At 33.2% G+C, this 19,723-nt stretch carries 19 protein-coding genes and 1 tRNA gene; 3 read left to right on the forward strand and 17 right to left on the reverse strand.

Annotated elements, in window-relative coordinates:
* Positions 1-8: 8 nt before the first annotated feature.
* Positions 9-986, reverse strand: coding sequence for a S66 family peptidase (locus tag PRVXT_RS07630; RefSeq protein ID WP_350345063.1), 978 nt, complete (start codon positions 984-986; stop codon positions 9-11).
* Positions 987-1,127: 141 nt separating this feature from the next.
* Here PRVXT_RS07630 and PRVXT_RS07635 point away from each other — a divergent pair.
* Positions 1,128-1,203, forward strand: a tRNA-Trp gene (locus PRVXT_RS07635).
* A 165-nt stretch (positions 1,204-1,368) separates the two neighbouring features.
* Here the strand turns inward: PRVXT_RS07635 and PRVXT_RS07640 are convergent.
* Both PRVXT_RS07640 and PRVXT_RS07645 read right to left on the reverse strand, forming a co-directional pair.
* Positions 1,369-1,629: a hypothetical protein gene (locus tag PRVXT_RS07640; RefSeq protein ID WP_350345064.1), complete on the reverse strand. Its 261-nt coding sequence runs from the start codon at positions 1,627-1,629 to the stop codon at positions 1,369-1,371.
* A gap of 15 nt (positions 1,630-1,644) precedes the next feature.
* A complete protein-coding gene (locus PRVXT_RS07645; RefSeq protein ID WP_350345065.1) occupies positions 1,645-2,889 on the reverse strand; it encodes a DNA polymerase Y family protein in 1,245 nt (414 codons plus the stop codon).
* A 124-nt stretch (positions 2,890-3,013) separates the two neighbouring features.
* Here PRVXT_RS07645 and PRVXT_RS07650 point away from each other — a divergent pair, with 124 nt between their 5' ends.
* Positions 3,014-4,177, forward strand: a complete 1,164-nt coding sequence (locus tag PRVXT_RS07650) for a D-alanyl-D-alanine carboxypeptidase family protein (protein WP_350345066.1) — start codon at positions 3,014-3,016, stop codon at positions 4,175-4,177.
* 170 nt (positions 4,178-4,347) lie between these two features.
* On the opposite strand, the gene PRVXT_RS07655 is transcribed toward PRVXT_RS07650, so the two are convergent.
* From PRVXT_RS07655 to PRVXT_RS07670, 4 genes are all read right to left on the reverse strand, one after another.
* Positions 4,348-4,926, reverse strand: coding sequence for a hypothetical protein (locus PRVXT_RS07655; RefSeq protein ID WP_350345067.1), 579 nt, complete (start codon positions 4,924-4,926; stop codon positions 4,348-4,350).
* A gap of 256 nt (positions 4,927-5,182) precedes the next feature.
* Positions 5,183-6,217 carry a M42 family metallopeptidase gene (locus PRVXT_RS07660; protein ID WP_350345068.1) on the reverse strand — a complete coding sequence of 345 codons (1,035 nt, stop codon included), beginning with the start codon at positions 6,215-6,217 and terminating at the stop codon, positions 5,183-5,185.
* A gap of 484 nt (positions 6,218-6,701) precedes the next feature.
* The gene (locus PRVXT_RS07665) at positions 6,702-6,968 is read right to left on the reverse strand and encodes an EscU/YscU/HrcU family type III secretion system export apparatus switch protein (RefSeq protein ID WP_350345069.1); all 267 of its coding nucleotides are present in this window, start codon (positions 6,966-6,968) and stop codon (positions 6,702-6,704) included.
* Between the two features lie 13 nt (positions 6,969-6,981).
* Entirely contained in the window at positions 6,982-8,502 is a 1,521-nt protein-coding gene (locus PRVXT_RS07670) for a hypothetical protein (protein WP_350345070.1), read from the reverse strand.
* 165 nt (positions 8,503-8,667) lie between these two features.
* Here PRVXT_RS07670 and PRVXT_RS07675 point away from each other — a divergent pair, with 165 nt between their 5' ends.
* A complete protein-coding gene (locus PRVXT_RS07675; RefSeq protein ID WP_350345071.1) occupies positions 8,668-10,470 on the forward strand; it encodes a methyl-accepting chemotaxis protein in 1,803 nt (600 codons plus the stop codon).
* Positions 10,471-10,510: 40 nt separating this feature from the next.
* On the opposite strand, the gene PRVXT_RS07680 is transcribed toward PRVXT_RS07675, so the two are convergent.
* The 10 genes from PRVXT_RS07680 to PRVXT_RS07725 form a co-directional block, all read right to left on the reverse strand.
* The gene (locus PRVXT_RS07680) at positions 10,511-10,717 is read right to left on the reverse strand and encodes a hypothetical protein (protein WP_350345072.1); all 207 of its coding nucleotides are present in this window, start codon (positions 10,715-10,717) and stop codon (positions 10,511-10,513) included.
* A 178-nt stretch (positions 10,718-10,895) separates the two neighbouring features.
* On the reverse strand, positions 10,896-11,669 hold the full coding sequence (locus PRVXT_RS07685; protein WP_350345073.1) for a tyrosine-protein phosphatase: 774 nt from the start codon (positions 11,667-11,669) through the stop codon (positions 10,896-10,898).
* Complete coding sequence (locus PRVXT_RS07690; protein WP_350345133.1) at positions 11,666-12,406, reverse strand: CpsD/CapB family tyrosine-protein kinase; 741 nt, start codon at positions 12,404-12,406, stop codon at positions 11,666-11,668. The genes PRVXT_RS07685 and PRVXT_RS07690 overlap by 4 nt, the downstream gene beginning before the upstream one ends.
* A gap of 6 nt (positions 12,407-12,412) precedes the next feature.
* Positions 12,413-13,099, reverse strand: coding sequence for a YveK family protein (locus PRVXT_RS07695; RefSeq protein ID WP_350345074.1), 687 nt, complete (start codon positions 13,097-13,099; stop codon positions 12,413-12,415).
* 103 nt (positions 13,100-13,202) lie between these two features.
* Complete coding sequence (gene murJ, locus PRVXT_RS07700) at positions 13,203-14,732, reverse strand: murein biosynthesis integral membrane protein MurJ (RefSeq protein WP_350345075.1); 1,530 nt, start codon at positions 14,730-14,732, stop codon at positions 13,203-13,205.
* A gap of 219 nt (positions 14,733-14,951) precedes the next feature.
* Positions 14,952-15,410: a VanZ family protein gene (locus PRVXT_RS07705; protein ID WP_350342305.1), complete on the reverse strand. Its 459-nt coding sequence runs from the start codon at positions 15,408-15,410 to the stop codon at positions 14,952-14,954.
* A gap of 108 nt (positions 15,411-15,518) precedes the next feature.
* The gene (locus PRVXT_RS07710) at positions 15,519-17,258 is read right to left on the reverse strand and encodes a phospho-sugar mutase (protein ID WP_350342306.1); all 1,740 of its coding nucleotides are present in this window, start codon (positions 17,256-17,258) and stop codon (positions 15,519-15,521) included.
* A 359-nt stretch (positions 17,259-17,617) separates the two neighbouring features.
* Positions 17,618-17,992, reverse strand: coding sequence for a DUF2500 domain-containing protein (locus tag PRVXT_RS07715; protein ID WP_350342307.1), 375 nt, complete (start codon positions 17,990-17,992; stop codon positions 17,618-17,620).
* Positions 17,993-18,296: 304 nt separating this feature from the next.
* The gene (locus PRVXT_RS07720; RefSeq protein ID WP_350342308.1) at positions 18,297-19,040 is read right to left on the reverse strand and encodes a DnaJ domain-containing protein; all 744 of its coding nucleotides are present in this window, start codon (positions 19,038-19,040) and stop codon (positions 18,297-18,299) included.
* 87 nt (positions 19,041-19,127) lie between these two features.
* The gene (locus tag PRVXT_RS07725) at positions 19,128-19,520 is read right to left on the reverse strand and encodes a hypothetical protein (protein ID WP_350342309.1); all 393 of its coding nucleotides are present in this window, start codon (positions 19,518-19,520) and stop codon (positions 19,128-19,130) included.
* Positions 19,521-19,723 lie beyond the last annotated feature (203 nt).

Below are 19,723 nucleotides of genomic sequence, written 5' to 3' on the forward strand. Positions count from 1 at the left end.
TTCTAATATTAGTGATCTAAAATTTCTATTATTGCTTTATTATCATCAGCCTTCATTTTAACTTTACCACCAATTGGCATGGTAGCTCTGGGTGTCGTGTGACTTATATCAACGTCTGCTATTATTGGTATACCCTTCAACTCTTTTTTACTTTTAATACTTTTTTGCAGTAAATCAGTTGTAAAACGAGACCTTCTTTCAAAGCGTCCAATAATAAGTCCTCGTACTTTGTCAAAATTAGGTTGGTGTATTATGGATTGCAAGTCTCTATCAAAAATTTGGGGGTTAGTTTCATAATCATCTTCAATAAATATAATTTTATCAGTTAAATCAGGCATGAATTCCGTACCATGCAATAAGTTAAAAGTACAGAGATTTCCTCCTACAACTACTCCTTCTGCCTCTCCTGTATTAACTATTTTAAATCCACGGCTCTCTCTAAATTTTCGGTTCTGTTGATCCATAAACCATAAATCATCACTCCAGTAACTGCTGGGAACTAACTCAAAGGAATTTTCTTTCATAAGACATTTTTCGAAATTTTCTACAGTATAGTCAATCCCCTTAAGCATGCCTAAAGATGAAAAATGTGGTCCTGAGTATCCCACCAAACCTGTTTTATGGTATATAGCATTGCTGAGTGCTGTTATGTCAGAAAAGCCACATAACACTTTAGGATTATCTTTTATCAACGAATAATCGATATACTTTAATAACTGATTACAGTTGTATCCACCCAATGTTGTTAGTATACCTTTTACATTTTTATCTTTAAAAGCATTATGTAAATCATCAATTCTAGATTTAATAGATGAAGACATAAAGTCATCCATTTCTTCCGCATTTTTAGAAAAGGTAACATTTAACCCTAATTTATTTAATCTTTTTATAGCTAATTCCCTTTGTTCTGGAGCTATCACCTTAAGACTACTAGCCGGTGAGATAACTCTAACCTCATCGCCCTTTTGCAATTTTTTCGGTATCATAGTTCTCCTCCTTTGCTCTTAATTATTATTCTAGACAAGCCTACTATATTCCTTTAAAATTAATAGCTATAAGTACTTTCAAAAAAATAATAAAAATCCCTTGCAAAATTCTAGATTCTATTATATAATATTCATTGTTGCAGGGGAGTAGCTCAATTGGTAGAGTAGTGGTCTCCAAAACCATTGGTTGCGGGTTCAAGTCCTGTCTCCCCTGCCATAATAGTAAATATAAATTTAAGATGTGGCATATATGTCATATCTTTTTTTGATAACTTAACTAAGTTGAACTATTAACTTTAATTAACACAAGTTCCTAAAGATAAATAGCATTTATTCCCCTATATAACCCAGTGAAAACTTCTGTTTACACTGGGTTATTTTTTTATATCTTATACAAATACCACTTACCTTTAAAGTCATATTTAAGCTCATACAACTTTTCATAATTTCCTACCACACTTTGACACCTAATAATAAGCATCGGATTTCCCGCTAAACGTTCCTCCTCTTTAGAAATAACCTTTTGCACCTTTACAACCTTATATTCCCCCTCTTTCCCTTTGACTCTATATCGCAAGGGATTTACGTTTCCTTCCTTATCAAACCATGCAATCATATCTATAGGCTTCATTAAAACCTTCAATATAACCCCTCCCTATTACAGCACGCTAGAGACCATAGGATAGTCTTCATTATCAATTACCCCTCCTTCTAAAGGCTTTATGCCAGAATGTAAAAAGCATGATCTAAATACAGCCTTTGCTCCATACCTTTTTCGAATATTGTCTACGGTTTTATCCAACATTCTTTTTGTTTTATCATCTTCTTCCCAAAAGGTAATTTGCTCATAATCAGAAGTATATATATCTCCTAATGCTACTCCCATTTTTCTAATAGGTTTTTTATGCCATACTTCTAAAAAAAGTTCTTTTACTACACTATATATAGCATCCGTTGATTGAATTGGATTAACAACTTTTCTTTGGTGAGAAAAAGTGAAAAAGTCTTTATCCTTTATATGAATTTTTATAACTTTTGCCCTAAAATTTCCCCTCCTAAGCCTAGTAGCAACAGTTTCTGTTAGCGATAAAAGCAGCATCAGCGCTTCTTTTTCACTACAAACATCAAAAGAAAAAGTAGATGAATTTCCTAAACCTTTTATAGGCATAGGCTCATTGCGAACTTTGGAATTCTCTAAACCGTTGGCATAATTATGTATTAGTACACCGTGACTTTTAAATATTTTATATAATTTAGAGATATCCTCTGTAGCAAGGTCACCTATAGTCTTAATGCCTAAGACATCAAGTTTTTTAGCAGTTCTGCCTCCCACCATAAATAATTTATTTACAGGTAATGGCCACATTTTTTCAAAGATTTCATCAAAAAACAAAGTGTGAACCCTGTCTGGTTTCTTTAACCCCGATGCCATTTTAGCCAGCAACTTATTGGGTCCTACTCCTACATTTACAGTAAAGCCAAGTTCTTTTTTTATTTGTCTTTTTATAGTGTAAGCAGCATCTATGGCATTACCGAATTTTTTTTCCATGTTGGTGTAATCTATAAACATCTCATCAATAGAGTAAAACTGTACATTAGGAGAATATCGTTTTAGCAACTCCTCCATTTCTTGGCTACATTTCATATAAATATGATACCTAGGGGGAACGACCTCTAACTCTGGACATTTAAGTCTAGCAGAAAAAAGTGTTTCTCCAGTTTGTATACCATACTTTTTAGCAGGAATTGACTTTGCCAGCACAATTCCATGTCGATTTTCCTCATTACCTCCTACTACAGAAGGAATTTCTCGCAAATCTTTTTTTTCCCCCATTTGCAATCTGTACACTGCCTCCCAAGATAAATAGGCAGAATTTACATCAACATGAAATATATTATTCATCTTTAAAGTCACCCTCTTTGAAGTTTATATCTTCAGTATAAACGAACAAACGTTCTATGTAAAGAATTTTTGTATTGTCCCCACTAGCAATTTGTGTTAACTTTATTAAGTAGGAGGTGATTATTTGGACTTAGAGAAACAATATAAAAATCTTTCTATCATAGCTATTATTTTTGTATTTATCATAATATTATTTTTTGCAATTATGCATATCAGCTCAAACTTTTCTCCAGGCCATATATCTATAAACGTAAATGTTGGTGACGTGGATGGCGGAACTGTATTAGGTAGTGGTCAATATAAAAAAGGAGAAACAGTAACTATCCAAGCCTTTCCTAGGAAAAACTACAAGTTTAAGGGCTGGAAAATAGATGACCAAGTTATTTCAAATAAAAAACAATATCAGTTTATGTTAGAGGAACAAAAAGATATTACTGCTATATTTGAAGAAGTCTTCACCTTTACAGTTAAAGAGGGTACAATCCCTGGCGGAACCGTAGAAGGTGGCGGACAATTTAAAAAAGGTGAAGATGTAACAGCACAAGCAACCCCTAACCCAGGTTATGAATTTGTAGGATGGAAACAAAATAATGAAATAATCTCTACAAATCAAAACCTTGAGCTAACTTTAGAAGGTAGTAAAAAGATAATCGCCAAGTTTAAATTGCTGGATTCCCCAATTGAAAATAATTTAGTGATAACAGATGGCGACTATCTTAAAGCGCTAGTTACTAAAGATACTTACCTAGGCAGATATCATCCCGAAGATTTAAAACAGATTCCACTAGAATATACTCATAATAATATACAACTTCAGCTGAGAGAAGAAGCGCTAAAACATTTGATAAAACTTTTTAAAGCTGCTGAAAAAGGGGAACTTAACCAACTAACAGTTATGTCAGCGTATAGAGGCTATAATTATCAACAAAGAATATTTACCAACAACGCTTCTCGCCATGGTAGAGAACAGGCAAATAAATTCAGCGCAAAACCTGGTCAATCAGAGCACCAGCTAGGTACAGCCGTTGACTTTAGTGATGGTAGCGGTTCACTTTCTCAAGACTTTGCTGATACTCCCGAAGGCAAGTGGTTGGCAAAAAATGCCCATAAATACGGTTTTATCATGAGTTATCCAGAAGGCAAAGCTAATATAACAGGATATATCTATGAACCATGGCATTTCAGATACATAGGTATAGAAACAGCTGAAAAATTTAAACAATCAGATTACAAAACTTTAACAGAATTTTTAGAGGAAAAACCTCAATATTTTGAAGAAATGAATTAAAAATAAGAGCAGTGCTAATCAGCACTGCTCTTATTTAATAGTAACTTTATTCATAGGGCTTCCTTCCCTACCTACTGATTGTTATTTAACCAATTAAAATTTTACTAAATGTTGATCTTCCACCTACGATTAAATTTGCTGATCTATAACCAGTTAACCTTTAAAAAAAATTAGCTAAAGAGCATTTTTCTTTCCTTTAATACATATTCCCTCTTATTGTTTTTACTTGCCTTTAAAACATCTTCTTTTAATAAAACCAATATAAGAGCATAAACTACTTGACCAGATGAGTTAGAATTATAAGTTGTTTGTTCTATAATTTCTCTTTCAAACTTTTTCAAAATATCAGATCTCTTAATGACTTTATTTTCATCAACAAATTCAAAAATAAAATTTACAATTTCTCTAGCTAAAGAAACGGGAAACCTAATTGTAGTAGCATACTTACTATTGGGTCTTCGAATAGCAATAGTTATAATATTATTATGGATAGTCCATGAAGTTCTTTTTGATGGTTCGTCATCTTCAACCTTTTCACCGGTACTATATAACATCCACTCTCTTAAAAATTGATGATAATGTTGTATCGCCCGCTCTAAATGTAATATTTTCTTTTGACAATCAGATAAAAAGCTAGTTAAATCATTAGTATTATCCATATTTCCTTTAATTTTATTAACCTCTATAGTTCTCATAGAAACTAATTGCTTCAGTATATCTTCAAGGTCTTCCTTATTGAAATCCTTCAACGCCCTCACCCCTTCGTCCACGTAATCCACACTTTAGTACTATGTATATGCAAAACCTATCACTTTAGACGTAAGTTAGCAGTTACTATATTATAAAGTGAAACTTCAATCAACAAGAGTTGACTATTAGCTAAACCAATGGAGAATTTACTGAATGTTGCTCCACTTACAATTCTTAGATTTTTTTCTAGTTATTAAGCAAAAATCTCACAAAGGATTAACAAAAAAGCTGGAGCGCTAGGCTCCAGCTTTTTGACTATAAACTAAAATCTCCCTTATGAACATTTTCTAAAAACTTTGCAAGTAAATCTATTGTAGCTTGTAAATCTTTTTTATTAGCGGTTTCAACATTGCTGTGAACATATCTAGTTGGAAGGGATAAAGTTATAACAGGACAACCAGTATGAGCACGTTCCATAGCACCTGCGTCAGTACCACCTCTAGGTAGAATCTCCATCTGATACTTTATATCGTTGTCCTCAGCTAAATCCCTCATAAAATCAACTAGTTTATAATTAGAAATAGCCGCAGAATCCATCAACTTGATTGCTGCACCATCGCCTAGTTTAGTAACTACAGAATCAGGACTTCCCCCTGGCACATCTCCAGCAATAGTCACATCTAAAGCAAGACCAACATCTGGTCTAACACCATAAGCTCCTGTAGTAGCTCCACGCAATCCTTGCTCTTCTTGCACTGTAGCTACAGCATAAATATCTACATCATGACTTTGAAGTTTCCTTATAGCCTCTAACATAATATAAACCCCAGCTCTATCATCCAAAGCTTTAGCAGAAAAATTGTCTCCAATTTCTTCAAAATTTCTATCTAAAGTAACAAAGTCACCTATTCTAACAAGCTTTTCTACCTCTTCTTTTGTTCTTCCTAAATCTATAAAAAAGTCTTGAACTCGTAAAGTTCTTTTTGCTTCTTCTGGAGTCATTAAATGAGCCGGCTTAATTCCTGGCATAAGAACTCCCTTCAAATCTTCTCTACCATGAACATTTACTCTCTGGGCTACTAAAGTTCGAGGATCAAAACCACCAACAGGATTTAAACGCAAAAATCCTTTATCATCTATATGAGACACAATAAAGCCTATCTCATCCATATGCCCACATAACATGACTTTTTTATTTCCTTTTCCTTTTTTAACACCGATTACATTTCCCATAGCATCAACATTAACTTCATCCATCATACTTTTCATTTCTGTAATAACAATCTCTCTAATTCTTTCCTCTCTACCTGGTATACCATTAGCCTCTGTTAGTTTTTTTAATAGTTCCAAAATATTACCCCCTATTTTTTTATTTTAGCCCACCATCACTTTAATAGTAAAGCTATAAACTTTCTTTTTATAATATTTCCACAAACGAAACAAAATACCTGCAAAAATCAGAAAAAGTTAGCAAATTGAGCAAATTTTTACTAAACCTAATGCCAGAGAAAGTTGACAGGTACTTTAGCTACAAATTATAAACCGTAACAAATAAGTATCTAAAAAGAAAAAAAATGTAAAGATACCCGCCAGACGGTAGTGGCAGGTCTCAGTGCCGGGCATCAATCAATGGACACCACAAAAAGTTTTGTTTTTTTAATGACATTGTAAACTCATATCCCTTGCCTATAAACTATAGTCTAACTCAAACATTAATATAAAAATGCTTGGTCCCTACGAAGTTGATTTTAAACTTTTCAAGAAACTACTTATTGCCTAGCTTAACTTGCTTCCTGTGCAACTAATCATCTGTCCGCTGTCCACCTGCCCCAACTTACTCCCTATCCATAGAATAAACAAACACCAACACTTCAGCGACGGCCTTATATAATTCCGGTGGAATCCGCTCTGAAACTTCCAACCTAATAAGCTGTTCTACTAACTGCTTATCATTATAAAGAGGTATTTGATTTTCTTGAGCTACTTGTTGAATTTTTTCCGCTACAACCCCTCCCCCTCTAGCGACTACTTGAGGAGACGCTTTCTCGCCTTTTTTATATTTTAAAGCTACTGCTTTATCTCTTTTTATTTTATCATCCATAACTAAAAGTCACCTACACTCTTATATCAAGCTTGTTTAACTTAATGTTGTCACTCTTTTCTCTAGGTATAACCTCATCTTTAGCTTTCAGCTTAGCGTCTATATTTATTACTTTAAACTCATCATCTAACATTTCATGAAGCCTGTAAAACTCACCCTTTAACATATCAACGGTTTTGCTATCTTCAACTTCAAAAATACAATTGAGATTGTTTTTATGAATATCAAGTTTGGAAACTACATCACCTAAGTTTTTAGTTTTAACATTCACTGTTATAAAAGTTTTTCCTGTGTCATGGGAATCTTTACTTGCTTTTTTTTCCTGCTTTATATTTATGTTGGCCATATGCAACTTACCTTTGTGCTCGATAGGTACATCGATGGTTAAGTTGTAATTATGGGTATCTGATGAGTTAGCTAACAATTGTACATCCATTGTCGCAAAATTTCTAGCCATGCCCACAATGGGACGAACTATTTGCTTTTCTTCTAACTCACTAACGAAAATTTGGCTTTTTTCAGTTAGATTTTCATGGGGCTTTAATTCAACTTGTTTTGATTCCAGTAAATTATTTGGCAATATAATATTTTTTATAAAGCTTTGCTCTGGCAATTGACTTTGTTGAGTAAGCCCCTCACTACTAAATAAAGGTCTAAAAGACTCAAATCCCGTTTTAATTGAAAGTAAATTATGAGATTTTACCTCTACAAAACCTCGATTGTGTTCCAAAGAAACCTCTACATTTTTTAGCGAAGTTTCTGCCGGCATGTGTCTTTGTGAAGCAACCTTTGTCAATGTTTTAAAAACATTTTCAACTTTAGGCTGAGATACAAACTCTTTGATTTTTGGAGCTATGCTTTGCTTGTTTTCAATAACAACTTTATTTTCTTTTATAAATTTATTTATTTCTTTACTTATATTGCTTAAATTAATAGAATTATTACGTTTATTTAAATTGGTCGCAACTTGCTGTAAGCTTTCCATATTCTCTGCCATATTCTGACCTACATCTATTCTCATAATCTCTACATTATCTTTAGACAAACTAGCGCCAACTTTAATTAGAGATACAAGTCTATGTAACATTTCTTTATTTTCACCTTTTGTGGGTAAAAGATTAGCTACTTTTTGAATATCATTTCTATTTAAATTTACCCTAAGTTCCATCATCTTTTGAACAATCTCTCTAGCTTGCTGAGACTTAGGTAAATTTAGTTCAGTTAACACTCTATCTAAGGCCTGATGCTCCTGTTTATCATTTACTTTTAGACTATCACCTGGCTTAAAAACCATCTCTCCAGACTTACTTAATCCAGAGTATACAAAAGTCTGTTCAGCTCCTTCTCTAAGAGGAATATCCGAAGAACCTATATTAGCTGTCAAAAGCTTTCCTTGTAAGTTTAAAGTTACTTTCTGGGCATACACTTTTAAAACCTTAGCTTTAACTTTTTCCCCCACCTTAAGACGAAGAGCATCTCCTTTTTCATTACTTAACATCAATTGTGCAGTAAAACTTTTAATAGAGTTAAGCAAAACCCCACCTCCCAACCTAAACGTTATTATCTATTTTCGCCAAAAACCACCAAAACTCCTGTTAAAAACCTTAAACATCTTAACCTATTGTCGAAATTAAATAAGTGTATTATAATAGTAATTACTATTATAATACACTTACACTAAAATATGGAGGTGCTAAACTTGAAAGGAACAGTTATTTCTGCATGGATTAAATCTGCCAAAGAGTTATATGGTGAAAACTTGGTAGCGGAAGCTATGGAACAAGTTAACTGGGAAACAGATAAAGTTATTAAACCTACAGAAGATATTGACGAACAAATTCCCTACAAAATCATTGACTACATCGCAAAAAAACAAAACAGCACTACAGGAGAAATATGGCAACAGATAGGACAAAAAAATATCTACTCTTTTTTCAACTTATACCCTAGTTATTTTCAGCAAAAAAATTTATACTCTTTTTTAAGGTCTATGGATGATATCCATAACATAATTACAGAAAAAGTACCAAATGCTACACCTCCCCGCCTTATCATGGAAGTAGTATCTTCCCATGAGGCAACTATTAAGTACATATCTAAAAGAAAGATGTTTGACTATTTTATAGGTCTTATAAAAGGAGCTTCGGATTTCTTTAACGAACCAATAGAAGTAGAAACTCAAGAGCAAAAGGACCAAAGCATTACAATAAAAATAACTTTTTCTCAACAAATTCATTACGTTAAAAACTTTCCTTTAAACAAAATTCTATCTTTAGGATTTATAAAAAGTAGTGAAACTAAATCAGCTCTATTGTCTACTGCTATAACAGCAGCTATAGCGTATCCCTTCCAGTTGATGGTTCCACAAAATCTTTTTATACCGTCGCTTTTAATAAGCTTTTTTATAATTAACATAGCTAGTGCTAAACTAATCAATCGACCGTTTAAAGAAGTTGTCAACTCTCTAGACAAAATGCTAAATAAAGATTATTACGTTTCTACGGAAATAAAAACCAATGACCAATACGAGGACTTGCAAAAAACAATAAGCAATTATAAAGGTAGCTTAGTTAAAGACTTAATTGGCTTTAAAGGTATAGCCGATGAAATGGACAGTTTTGGCTCCACCTTAACTGGTATATCTAATGACATGGATCAAACATCTTCAGAGATTTCAGACGTAGTAGAACAAGTGGCTGAAGGGGCTATAAATCAAGCAGAGGAAACCGAAAGCTCTGTATCAATCTTAAGTGATAATATATCTTCATTGCGGGAAATCGTAGATAAGGAAAACCAAAGCAAAGATTTACTTGAGGGTGTAGTAAGTGATATAAATCAAGGTTATAATGACGTACTACAAACTACCGAAAACATTCAAAAAATAGTATCCCAGTTTGCAACCTTAAAAGAAAATAGCGACAAATTAGAGCAACAAGCTGGAGATATAACAGAAATTGTAGAAGCAGTTACATCGATTTCGGAACAAACTAATCTTTTAGCTTTAAATGCTTCTATAGAGGCAGCTAGAGCGGGAGAACAAGGAAAAGGTTTCTCTGTAGTAGCAGAAGAAATAAGAAAACTTGCAGAAGAATCTAAAACAGCTGCTTTAAGTATAAATGAGAATTTAAACACCTTTAGCGAAAGAATATTTGCCATTGTTAAAGATATCGAAGAGCAGTTTGGCATATTAAAAGAAGAAAGTCATAAGCTAAATAACGTTGCTGACTCCAATCAAAAAGCAACAGAAAGTATAGGTTCTGTAACCCAATCCATCATAGAAATGATTGACCAACTCACCTTGGAAACCGACTCTATATCCAATATCTATAATAAAATAGAAAGCTTAGCAGCTATAGCAGAAGAAAACTCAGCATCAAGCGAAGAAGTATCTGCTAGTGTTAACCAATATACAGATAGAATTAAAGATATGTCACAAAACATAAAAGAGTTTAAAAAGCTAACCGGAGAATTTAAAGAAGATCTTCAAAAACATCAAATATAAAAAGAAGGTTTGTATCAATGATACAAACCTTCTTTTTATATTAAAAATTTTGCATTGCTTTATTGTATAAATCTTTATTACCGTTCAAACCACTATATATAGCAACTGGAATAATTCCTAAACCAAAAGAAAAAATAATTATTGCAGCCATAACAATAGCTTTATCTATAATACCATGATAAAAATACCAAAAAACACTTAGCAAAAACGCTTTCCAGCTCCAACCTCGTTTATACTTTCTTCTCATTTTTCATCCCCCTAAATACCTATTCCTTAAGTTAATTATAGGACTTACTGCCTAATTTTTCAAGATAAACTTATTGACTTTATTCGACACATATAAAGTTGATCATTTAGTTTACACACTAGATTGAACTTGACTTGTTTAAAGCCATAAAAAAACAGCCGTTTTTAACGGCTGCTAGCTATAAAATCCTTTTTAAAAAAGAAACAAACTTATTTCTTTTTGTTTGTGGTACCTTTGTCACTAATTCCTGGTTTTCTAATAATCTAAAACCATTATCCACTACCATTTTAGCGTCTTTAGTTCCAATCCAATTTTTTAAAAGAGATATAGAATCTTGCACTTTAGGAGAGCGACCTCTATGTGAGTGTGAATCAGTACCTAGCAAATGAATCATATCCCTTGTAGCAAGCTCTTTTACTACTTTTTGTACCTTGCTACCGAATCTACCTGTAATACTCATAGAATTTATTTGAGTAAAACATCCCATGTTAATCCATTCTTTAACTATATCTGGATTATTTATAACATATCCATAGCGTTCTGGATGAGCTATAACAGGTTTATAGCCTAACACCATAATACCGTGTAAAATATCATCAGCCCAAGAAGGTAGGGACATCATGGGAAATTCTATAAGCAAAAAATCAGTATTGGCTAATGGCAAAACATTATTATTCTTAATATCTTCTAAAAGATTAATGTTTGCATACAGTTCTTGACCAACTAAAATATCTATATCAATGCCGTTATCAACACAACTTTGATTTAAAAGCTTAGCAGCTTTTAGAATACTTTCCTTAGAGGCATCTTGTCCTTCGCCTAAATAATGTGGGGTAGAGATAATTTTTGTAATATTTTCCTGTTGAGCAATCTTTGCCATTTCTATAGCTTGTTCTATACAGCTGGCCCCATCGTCAATTCCTGGCAAAATATGACTATGTACATCTATCATTTTTCCAATCTCCTTTTTGCCCTAGCTGAAGCCTTTTGTTTATAGTCATTACTATCCTCATAATAATCAGAGTAGTAATATTGAGCATAGTAACTTCCATCATCTACCGGTATCTTATTTAATACAACACCTAAAATATTCGCATTTACATTAGTTAGTAGTTCTTTTGCCTTTTGTGCTCCATCAATAGCTACTTGTCCTGAAGCACAAACCAGTAATACCCCATCAGCGTTTTGGGATAAAATTGCTGCATCAGTTACTATAGCAGAAGGAGGGGTGTCTATAATGACATAATCATAATCTTCTTTTAACTGCCTTATAAAGTTTTTCATCTTTTGAGAAGACAGGATTTCTGAGGGATTAGGTGGAGTAGTGCCGGCTGTTATTAAATCCAAATTATCCACTTCGGTTACTATAACATCCTTTTTATAATCTAAATCATTTACTAATATATTAGTTACTCCACTAGAATTTATAGCTTTAAATATTTTATGTATCCTAGGCTTACGCAAATCAGCATCCACTATAACAACTTTTTCTTCTGTTTGGGCCAAAGCTGTTGCTAAATTTACGGAAGTTGTAGTTTTGCCCTCTCCTGGACCAGAACTTGTAACCATTATAGTTCTTACAGGCTTATCTAAACTAGAAAATTGGATGTTAGTTCTCAGAGTTCTATAAGCTTCAGAAATTGGTGACTTAGGTTGAGCATGAGTTACAATATCAAGCTTTTGCATTATCTATTCCTACCCTTCTTGATCATAGTAAGGTACAGTTCCTATAACTTCTAGTTCTAGGTGACGCTGCACATCTTTCTCAGACTTAATGGTGTTATCTAGATATTCTAATAAAAACACTATAAACACGCTTGCCATCAATCCTAGGATTGCCGCTATAGCCATGTTAAGCCTAACCCTTGGACTTACAGGATTATCAGGTGCAATAGCTTCATCTAATATTTGTACATTATCAACATTCATTATTACCTGTACTTGTTCCATAAAAACCTCAGCCACTGTATTAGCAATCAAAGCAGCCTTCATAGGGTCATTATTTTTTGCCTCAATTTTAATAAATTCTGTATCTCTAACTTGATTAACTGTTAATTTATCTTGTAACTGGATGCTGGTAAGCTCAAGGTTCAAACGGGAGATTACTTCTTCAGTCACACTCCTACTATTTACTACCTGACCATAACTTTCCGCTAAGCGCCTATTAAGATCTAAATCAGACCTTTGTAAGTTTGTCCCCTCTTCCCAAGCTTTGCCAACCATTACAGTAGTTGTAGAGCTATAAGTAGGACTAATAAACAAACTAGAAACTATTCCACTGCTTATGATAGCTAAGCAAGTAATTAACGTAACAAACCAGATTCTTTTTCGTATAACATAAAAAATATCTTTTAAATCTAATTCCATATCGTTATTTTCCATACTATATCCACCTCTTTCAAAAATTAACTCAACTTATATTATAGAACAACCTTTTTCAACTGGCAACTTATAAATTGCAATTTTTTTTATACAAGTCTCTAGTCTATACAAACCCTTTAAACTTCTTTGGAAGCTTTTCTTTAATAGCTGCCCATAGCACGTCCACTTCTTCTATTTTCATAAAAAAGATAATTCCAAAATAGATTGTAGCACCAAACCCTATCGATAAAATTAACGTCAGTCTAGAACCCAAAAAGCCTATCAAAAAATCAAAAACGACTTTAGCAGCTATTCCCATTATACATGCCGAAAAAGCAATTTTGGCAAAAGAAATCAAAATGTTTTTCATTCCCAAATTACCTATTTTCTTTTTCAGACTTATAAATAACAAAAAGGAGCAAAAAATAGCAGATATACTAGTGGCCAAGGCAAGTCCTCCTATGCCCATAGCTCTAAAGAAAATAATGTTAAGGACAATATTAACTCCCACCGCTATAGAAGCATTAACCATCGGTGTCTTGGTATCCTGTAGCGAAAAGAAAACTCTAGATAATATTTCGCGCATTCCAAAGGCAACCATTCCTATAGAGTAGAAAAATAGGGCGGTACTTGTTAATTTAACCGCCTCAGGACTAAACTCTCCTCTTTCAAATAACATAGAGGTAATAGGTTCAGCAAATATCATAGCCCCTACTGTAGCGGGAAAAACTAATAAACTAATTCCAACAATAGATTCCGCCAATGTATTTTTAAGTCCTCTAAGATTGTTCTCTTTAGCCATTCTTGCTATCATTGGGTACATAACAGTGGCTATGGAAATAACAAAAATTCCGTTTATAAATCCATTAAGCCTATAAGCATAGTTTAAAGCTGACACTCCCCCTACAATTCCAGAAGCAAGATTCCTATCTACTAACTTATTGATTTGGTTTATAGATGTTCCAAACATTACTGGCATAGTTAAAAACATCAGCTTTTGAAGTCTAGGATCTTTTAAATTTAAAGTAGCTGTATACCTATATCCTTTCTTTAACAGGAACGGAATTAAAACAGCAAGCTGCACCATCACCGCAACTATTTTACCGTATCCTAACAACTCGGGGGTATACAATGAGCTTAGCGCTATCGTAAGCATGATAATTAAACTCATGGGTATGCCGATGAGCTCAGGAGCTAAGAAGCTATTTTTTAAATTTAAATACCCATTAAAAACATGGATCATTGCAGTGAAATAAATAGTAAAGATAGTAACTCTAGTAAATTTAACTGCATAGTACAACGATTCTCCCTCGAAACTACGTGCGAAAATAGTAACCACTGTTTCAGGAAAAACTTGCACTAATACGACTAATACAGTACAAATTACCATTAGCACAGTTATAATATTATTTGTAAATTTTATGGCTTCTTTTTCATTTTTTTCTCTTAAAATATCGCTACAAAGTGGGATATAAGTAGTCTTTATAGCAACCCCAAAAAAAGAAAAAATTATTGCAGGGATCGTTAATGAGATAAAAAAAGCATCACTTATAGGAGAAGCGCCATAAAAATGTGCTAGAGTAATTTCTCTAGCAAACCCGAACACCTTTGAAGCAATTATAACTATCATCAATAGTAAAGCGGTTTTTTTCACGTAAACACCTCATATCAAAATCACGGCTATTAATAAACTAGGTAGCACAGTTATACCTGAAGCTTCAATCAGTGGGGATTTTCTTCCCCTTACTGATTGTTAGTTAAACCAATCCAGCTTTTACTGGCTATTAAGCCCATTTATAATTCTTTGACTTCTCGTTTTGTTGAAGGGATTTTAGCTAACCCCAATAAAAATCAATAATAAACACTGTAAACATCACAACTTTATGCGGAAAAGACTTAGGAACCCTTTATAAAAAGCAATACCACCAGTTGCTCCCACACTATCAATTAAAACGTCCATCATTTCTCCACTTCTTCCTGGTACAAACAATTGATGTATTTCATCAGTGATGGCGTAAAGCACACAAACCCCGAGAGACCACCAGATCCCTTTCCAACCTTTAATACCAGTCACTTGAAAGGCATTAAACACTAGAATTCCTAACACAAAGTAAATAAAAAGGTGAGCACCTTTTCTAATAAAAGTGTGTAAAGTATTAAAATCTAATATTGTAAAGGGAACTACTTTTTCTATGAATTCTGTAACAACCTCTGTCACTCCTCTGCTTAACTCTGCAGATTCTTTTGCCGGCTGAGCAGAAAAGAAAAAAATTAATCCCATCCAAAAAACAACAAAACTCCAAGATATAAATAATTTTAAATCTTTTTTCACAACACGATGCGCTCCTTAAATTTAGCTATAATATAATTTAATTCGACAAAACTTACTTAATTCCTCTAATCTAGAATGCGAATGCCATGTTTAGGAGCTTTTTGTGGCTTATATCACTTCCACCTTATCATTCATCCAAGCAATTATCTGCTTTAATAAGTTTTGGCTTGCTTTAAAAGAATCTTCTTTTACACCAACATAAATTTTTAGTTTAGGCTCAGTGCCGGAGGGCCTGAGAGCAACCCATGCCCCACCTTCTAGCAAAAACTTAACTACATTGGCTTTAGGCAAGTCCATCTTTTCACTTCTATTTTCATTTAAGTGTATCCGTTGTTGTTGCTCATAATCTTCAAAGATTAAAACCTTCCTATCACTTATATAATTCATATTGCCTTTTCTAAAAAAGGTCATTATATCTTTTATTTGTTCAACGCCAGCCTTGCCCTCTAAAGTGATAGACTTTAAACCTTCTAAATAATAGCCGTACTTATCATAAAGTTCTAATAAAGCGTCATATAGGTTCATGCCTCTGTCATGGTAATAAGCAGCCATCTCACAAATTAACATGGAAGTTACTACAGCATCTTTATCTCTAGCATGAGTTCCTGCTAAATAGCCAAAGCTTTCTTCATATCCAAATAAAAATGATTTTTCTTTTGTGGCCTCAAACTCCTTAATTTTAGCTCCTATAAATTTAAAACCGGTTAAAGTATTCAAAGTATCAACACCATAACTTTTTGCAATATCTCTACCCATTTCACTAGTTACAACAGTTTTTATGATAACTCCATTAATAGGTAGTTGTTTTTTTTCTTTTTTACTTTTTAAAATATAGTTTACTAATAGGGCACCAGTTTGATTGCCTGATAACACAATAAATTCTCCTTGGTGGTCCCGTACTACAGCTCCTACTCTATCACAATCTGGATCTGTACCTAAAATTAAATTGGCATCTTTTTGTTTCGCTAAGTTAATTGCTAACTCAAAGGCTTCTTTATCTTCTGGATTAGGGTATTTAACAGTGCTAAACTCGGAATCTGGCTTTTCCTGCTGGGGCACTACAAAAACATTATTAAAGCCTACCTCCTTTAACACTCGTCTAACAGGAATATTACCGGTGCCATGTAAAGGAGTGTAAACAACTTTAAAGTCATCAGATACTTTTTTAATAATGTCCTCGCGCAAGGATTGCTTTTTGATTTCATTCATATAAGCGTTTTCGATTTTTTTATCTAACATTATAACAAGACCATTATCCTTGGCTTTTTCTACATCCATTACTTCAGCACAGCTAAAATCCTTTACTTTAGATATTGAAGCTATAATATCCTCAGCTTGTTCAGTAGCAATTTGAGCTCCATCTTCCCAATAAACCTTATACCCATTGTACTCCGGTGGATTATGGCTAGCTGTAACTACAATTCCAGATATACATTTTAAATACCTGATAGCAAAAGATAATTGAGGTGTTGCCCTTAAATCATCAAAAAGATAGGTTTTAATACCATTAGCTGCTAAAACAGCAGCAGCTTCTTTTGTAAACTCTCTAGACATCCTTCTATTGTCGTGAGCAATAACTACTCCCCTTTTTACTGCTTCTTGACCATTATCTTTTATATAATCAGCTAGACCTTGAGTTGACTTACGCACCACATATTTATTCATGCGATTCGTTCCAGCACCTATTATTCCTCTAAGGCCTGCTGTTCCAAACTCTAACTCTTTATAAAATCTATCTTCTATCTCTTTTGTATTACCCTTAATTTTTTTTAGTTCCTGTATTGTTTCTTGATCGAAGCACGGATCAGTCAACCAATCTTGATATCTTTTTTCAATAACACTATCCATTAAATATCCCTCCACAAAATAAAATAGTAGGCGATTGTAAATCTACAAAGCTTGATATGCCAGTATCTATATATAAATTCCACATGCCCTGAACTACCTAGGAACGTAATTCTGAGCCTAAAACAAAGAATCTTGAGTTTCTTCGCACATTCCTGCTAAACCCAAAGTAATATAACTGATGTAGTTGGTTAAAAGTTAAGTTAACTTACAGTTATGCCTACTTTCTCAATATTAACATCTAAAGACTTTATATAAACTAAAGTACCATAAATATTATTCGACAAAAACTTTAAAACTCCTTTACTTTTTAGCATTAATAATGCTCACTGGGAATTATCACAGTGAGCATTATTAATGCATTAAAACCTATCAAACCCTTGATATCTGCTGCCTTGAAAAGTAAGGTAACCTTCGTCACCCTCAACTAAGGTGCCGTAGTCCTTATCTTTTACTTTGAACTCCTTTCTTTCACCGTCAGGAAGTTCAAAAGTAACAAAATACGTAGTAAAATTTCTTCTACCATGAGACTGGGCTCCTCTTCCATAACTACTGACGTCAGTTCTTTTAGTAATAACCCTAGCTTTTTCACTTAAAACCGGCGAGCTAGAATCAGCCACCCATTTCCTCCCTGCTTTAATTACACGTATAACTATCATTATAACCATAATCAAAAAAATAATAGTCATAATCAGAGGAACAGCTCTAAACATAACTTCTCCTGGATAATTGTGCATATATCTTCCCCCTAACTTTTAACAACCCCATATGACTCCTAGTATAACATCATTTTTATAGATAACTTCAAAAGCCCCGAACCAGAACAATCTAATGTGTCATACTTAACCTAAGGCCAAAAATCTAGGGATTACTAATGAATTATTAAAAACAAAAGCCAGCTTAAACCTTTTTATAATAGCTAAATTATAACAGTGATAGTTATTACCCTGCTGAATCAAGATATATTAACTTTTACCAAGCACCGCCTAATTGGACCACCAAACCATTTAAAACCTGCAATCAAACACTATGCTGAACAATTTAACTAAAGTACCTTTTATATTTTTCAATATTCTCATCATTTAAAAATTCGTAAGCAGAACTAATTTTCTTAAACATCTCTGCGGCATTTTCCGACTTGTTCAAATCTGGATGATATTGCCTAGCTTTTTTTCTATAAGCTGCTTTAATTTGACTTTTATCAGCTGTATAGTCTACTCCTAACACGTCGCAACTTTTTTCATACCTTTGTTTAAAATCACCACTAGGGTTCGTGCTATATTGTCCGCCATAACTGCTATTTGAATAAGTTCTTTGATACCCATACCACTGATTAAACCTTTCTTCCCAAGCTCTTTGATGTTCTGCAAATCGTCGTTGTTGTTCCCTTCGTTTTCTTTCTTGCTCCTTATTTTTAAAATCTTGCCTATATTCAGCAAAAGTATCAAATTTATAATATACCCCATTACTAAAATAATCCGCCCTATCAAACAGATATTCCGTAACACTGTATCTTATATACCTTAAATAGTACAAAATTATACTCCCTAAAATAGGGAACAAAGTCAAAAATAATAAAAACAACAACACAGTAGGTTGAATTATAACCACTACAAAAGCTATTAACAGTAAAAGGCAACCTCCTCTAGTTAAAAAAACAATTACTATTTTTGCTATTCCCTTAACAAAACTCACTACTGTGTCAGTTAACCAAATTAGTGCGTTAAAAAATAGCAAAAAAACACTAGAAATAATAAATAATAACTTCCCCAAAATTTTTCTCATTTAAATTAACCTCACTTTATTTTCCTAAACAGCACCTACGACGCTATTCCAACCAGATAACTGTCTATATATGTTTCAACACCTAAACTACGATTTTTTCGTAAACTTTTCCTTACATTTAGGACATGTAATCACAATTTTCCCCTTACCTTTTGGAACCCGTAACTTAGCATTACACCTAGCACACTTAAAATATTTATGGGGCTTTCTATCTTTAAACCTTTTTTGCACAGTTTTAAAAAAAGAATAAACAGGACTCATAAAAATAGCAAATTTATAATTTTCCAAGCTTCTCTTAGTTATATTTTTAGAAAACACCCTATAAAAAGCTAAAATTATAGGAATATAACCCAAATAAACTAAAATGAAAACCCTTGTCATCTGACCTACTAAAGTCAAAAGCAAAGAAACCAGCAGCAGAAAAATAGAAAGCTGATCTCCGCCATATCTTCCGGCCATAAACTTTCTTAACCATTTCATTACCCAACACCCCTATTATTAAAAATTTTACTTCTTTTATTATACAAGAGCCAACAAAAAAAACCAACCATTACATACCAATCATTACAATAAAACACAACCAAGTAAGGGAATTCATTCCCTGCCAATATACCGTAAAATAAAAATACAGCACCTCTATTAGCCTAACAACTACTAATACCCTTAAAGAAAATATCAAACCC

Source organism: Proteinivorax tanatarense, assembly GCF_040267685.1.
Classification (GTDB): Bacteria; Bacillota; Proteinivoracia; order Proteinivoracales; family Proteinivoracaceae; genus Proteinivorax; species Proteinivorax tanatarense.

Coding starts and splice junctions, on each gene's coding strand:
- PRVXT_RS07630 (WP_350345063.1), bottom strand. CDS start 986: ATGATACCGAAAAAATTGCAAAAGGGCGATGAGGTTAGAGTTATCTCA.
- PRVXT_RS07645 (WP_350345065.1), bottom strand. CDS start 2,889: ATGAATAATATATTTCATGTTGATGTAAATTCTGCCTATTTATCTTGG.
- PRVXT_RS07665 (WP_350345069.1), bottom strand. CDS start 6,968: ATGGATGATAAAATAAAAAGAGATAAAGCAGTAGCTTTAAAATATAAA.
- PRVXT_RS07680 (WP_350345072.1), bottom strand. CDS start 10,717: ATGAGAAGAAAGTATAAACGAGGTTGGAGCTGGAAAGCGTTTTTGCTA.
- PRVXT_RS07685 (WP_350345073.1), bottom strand. CDS start 11,669: ATGATAGATGTACATAGTCATATTTTGCCAGGAATTGACGATGGGGCC.
- PRVXT_RS07695 (WP_350345074.1), bottom strand. CDS start 13,099: ATGGAAAATAACGATATGGAATTAGATTTAAAAGATATTTTTTATGTT.
- PRVXT_RS07710 (WP_350342306.1), bottom strand. CDS start 17,258: ATGGATAGTGTTATTGAAAAAAGATATCAAGATTGGTTGACTGATCCG.
- PRVXT_RS07715 (WP_350342307.1), bottom strand. CDS start 17,992: ATGCACAATTATCCAGGAGAAGTTATGTTTAGAGCTGTTCCTCTGATT.
- PRVXT_RS07720 (WP_350342308.1), bottom strand. CDS start 19,040: ATGAGAAAAATTTTGGGGAAGTTATTATTTATTATTTCTAGTGTTTTT.
- PRVXT_RS07725 (WP_350342309.1), bottom strand. CDS start 19,520: ATGAAATGGTTAAGAAAGTTTATGGCCGGAAGATATGGCGGAGATCAG.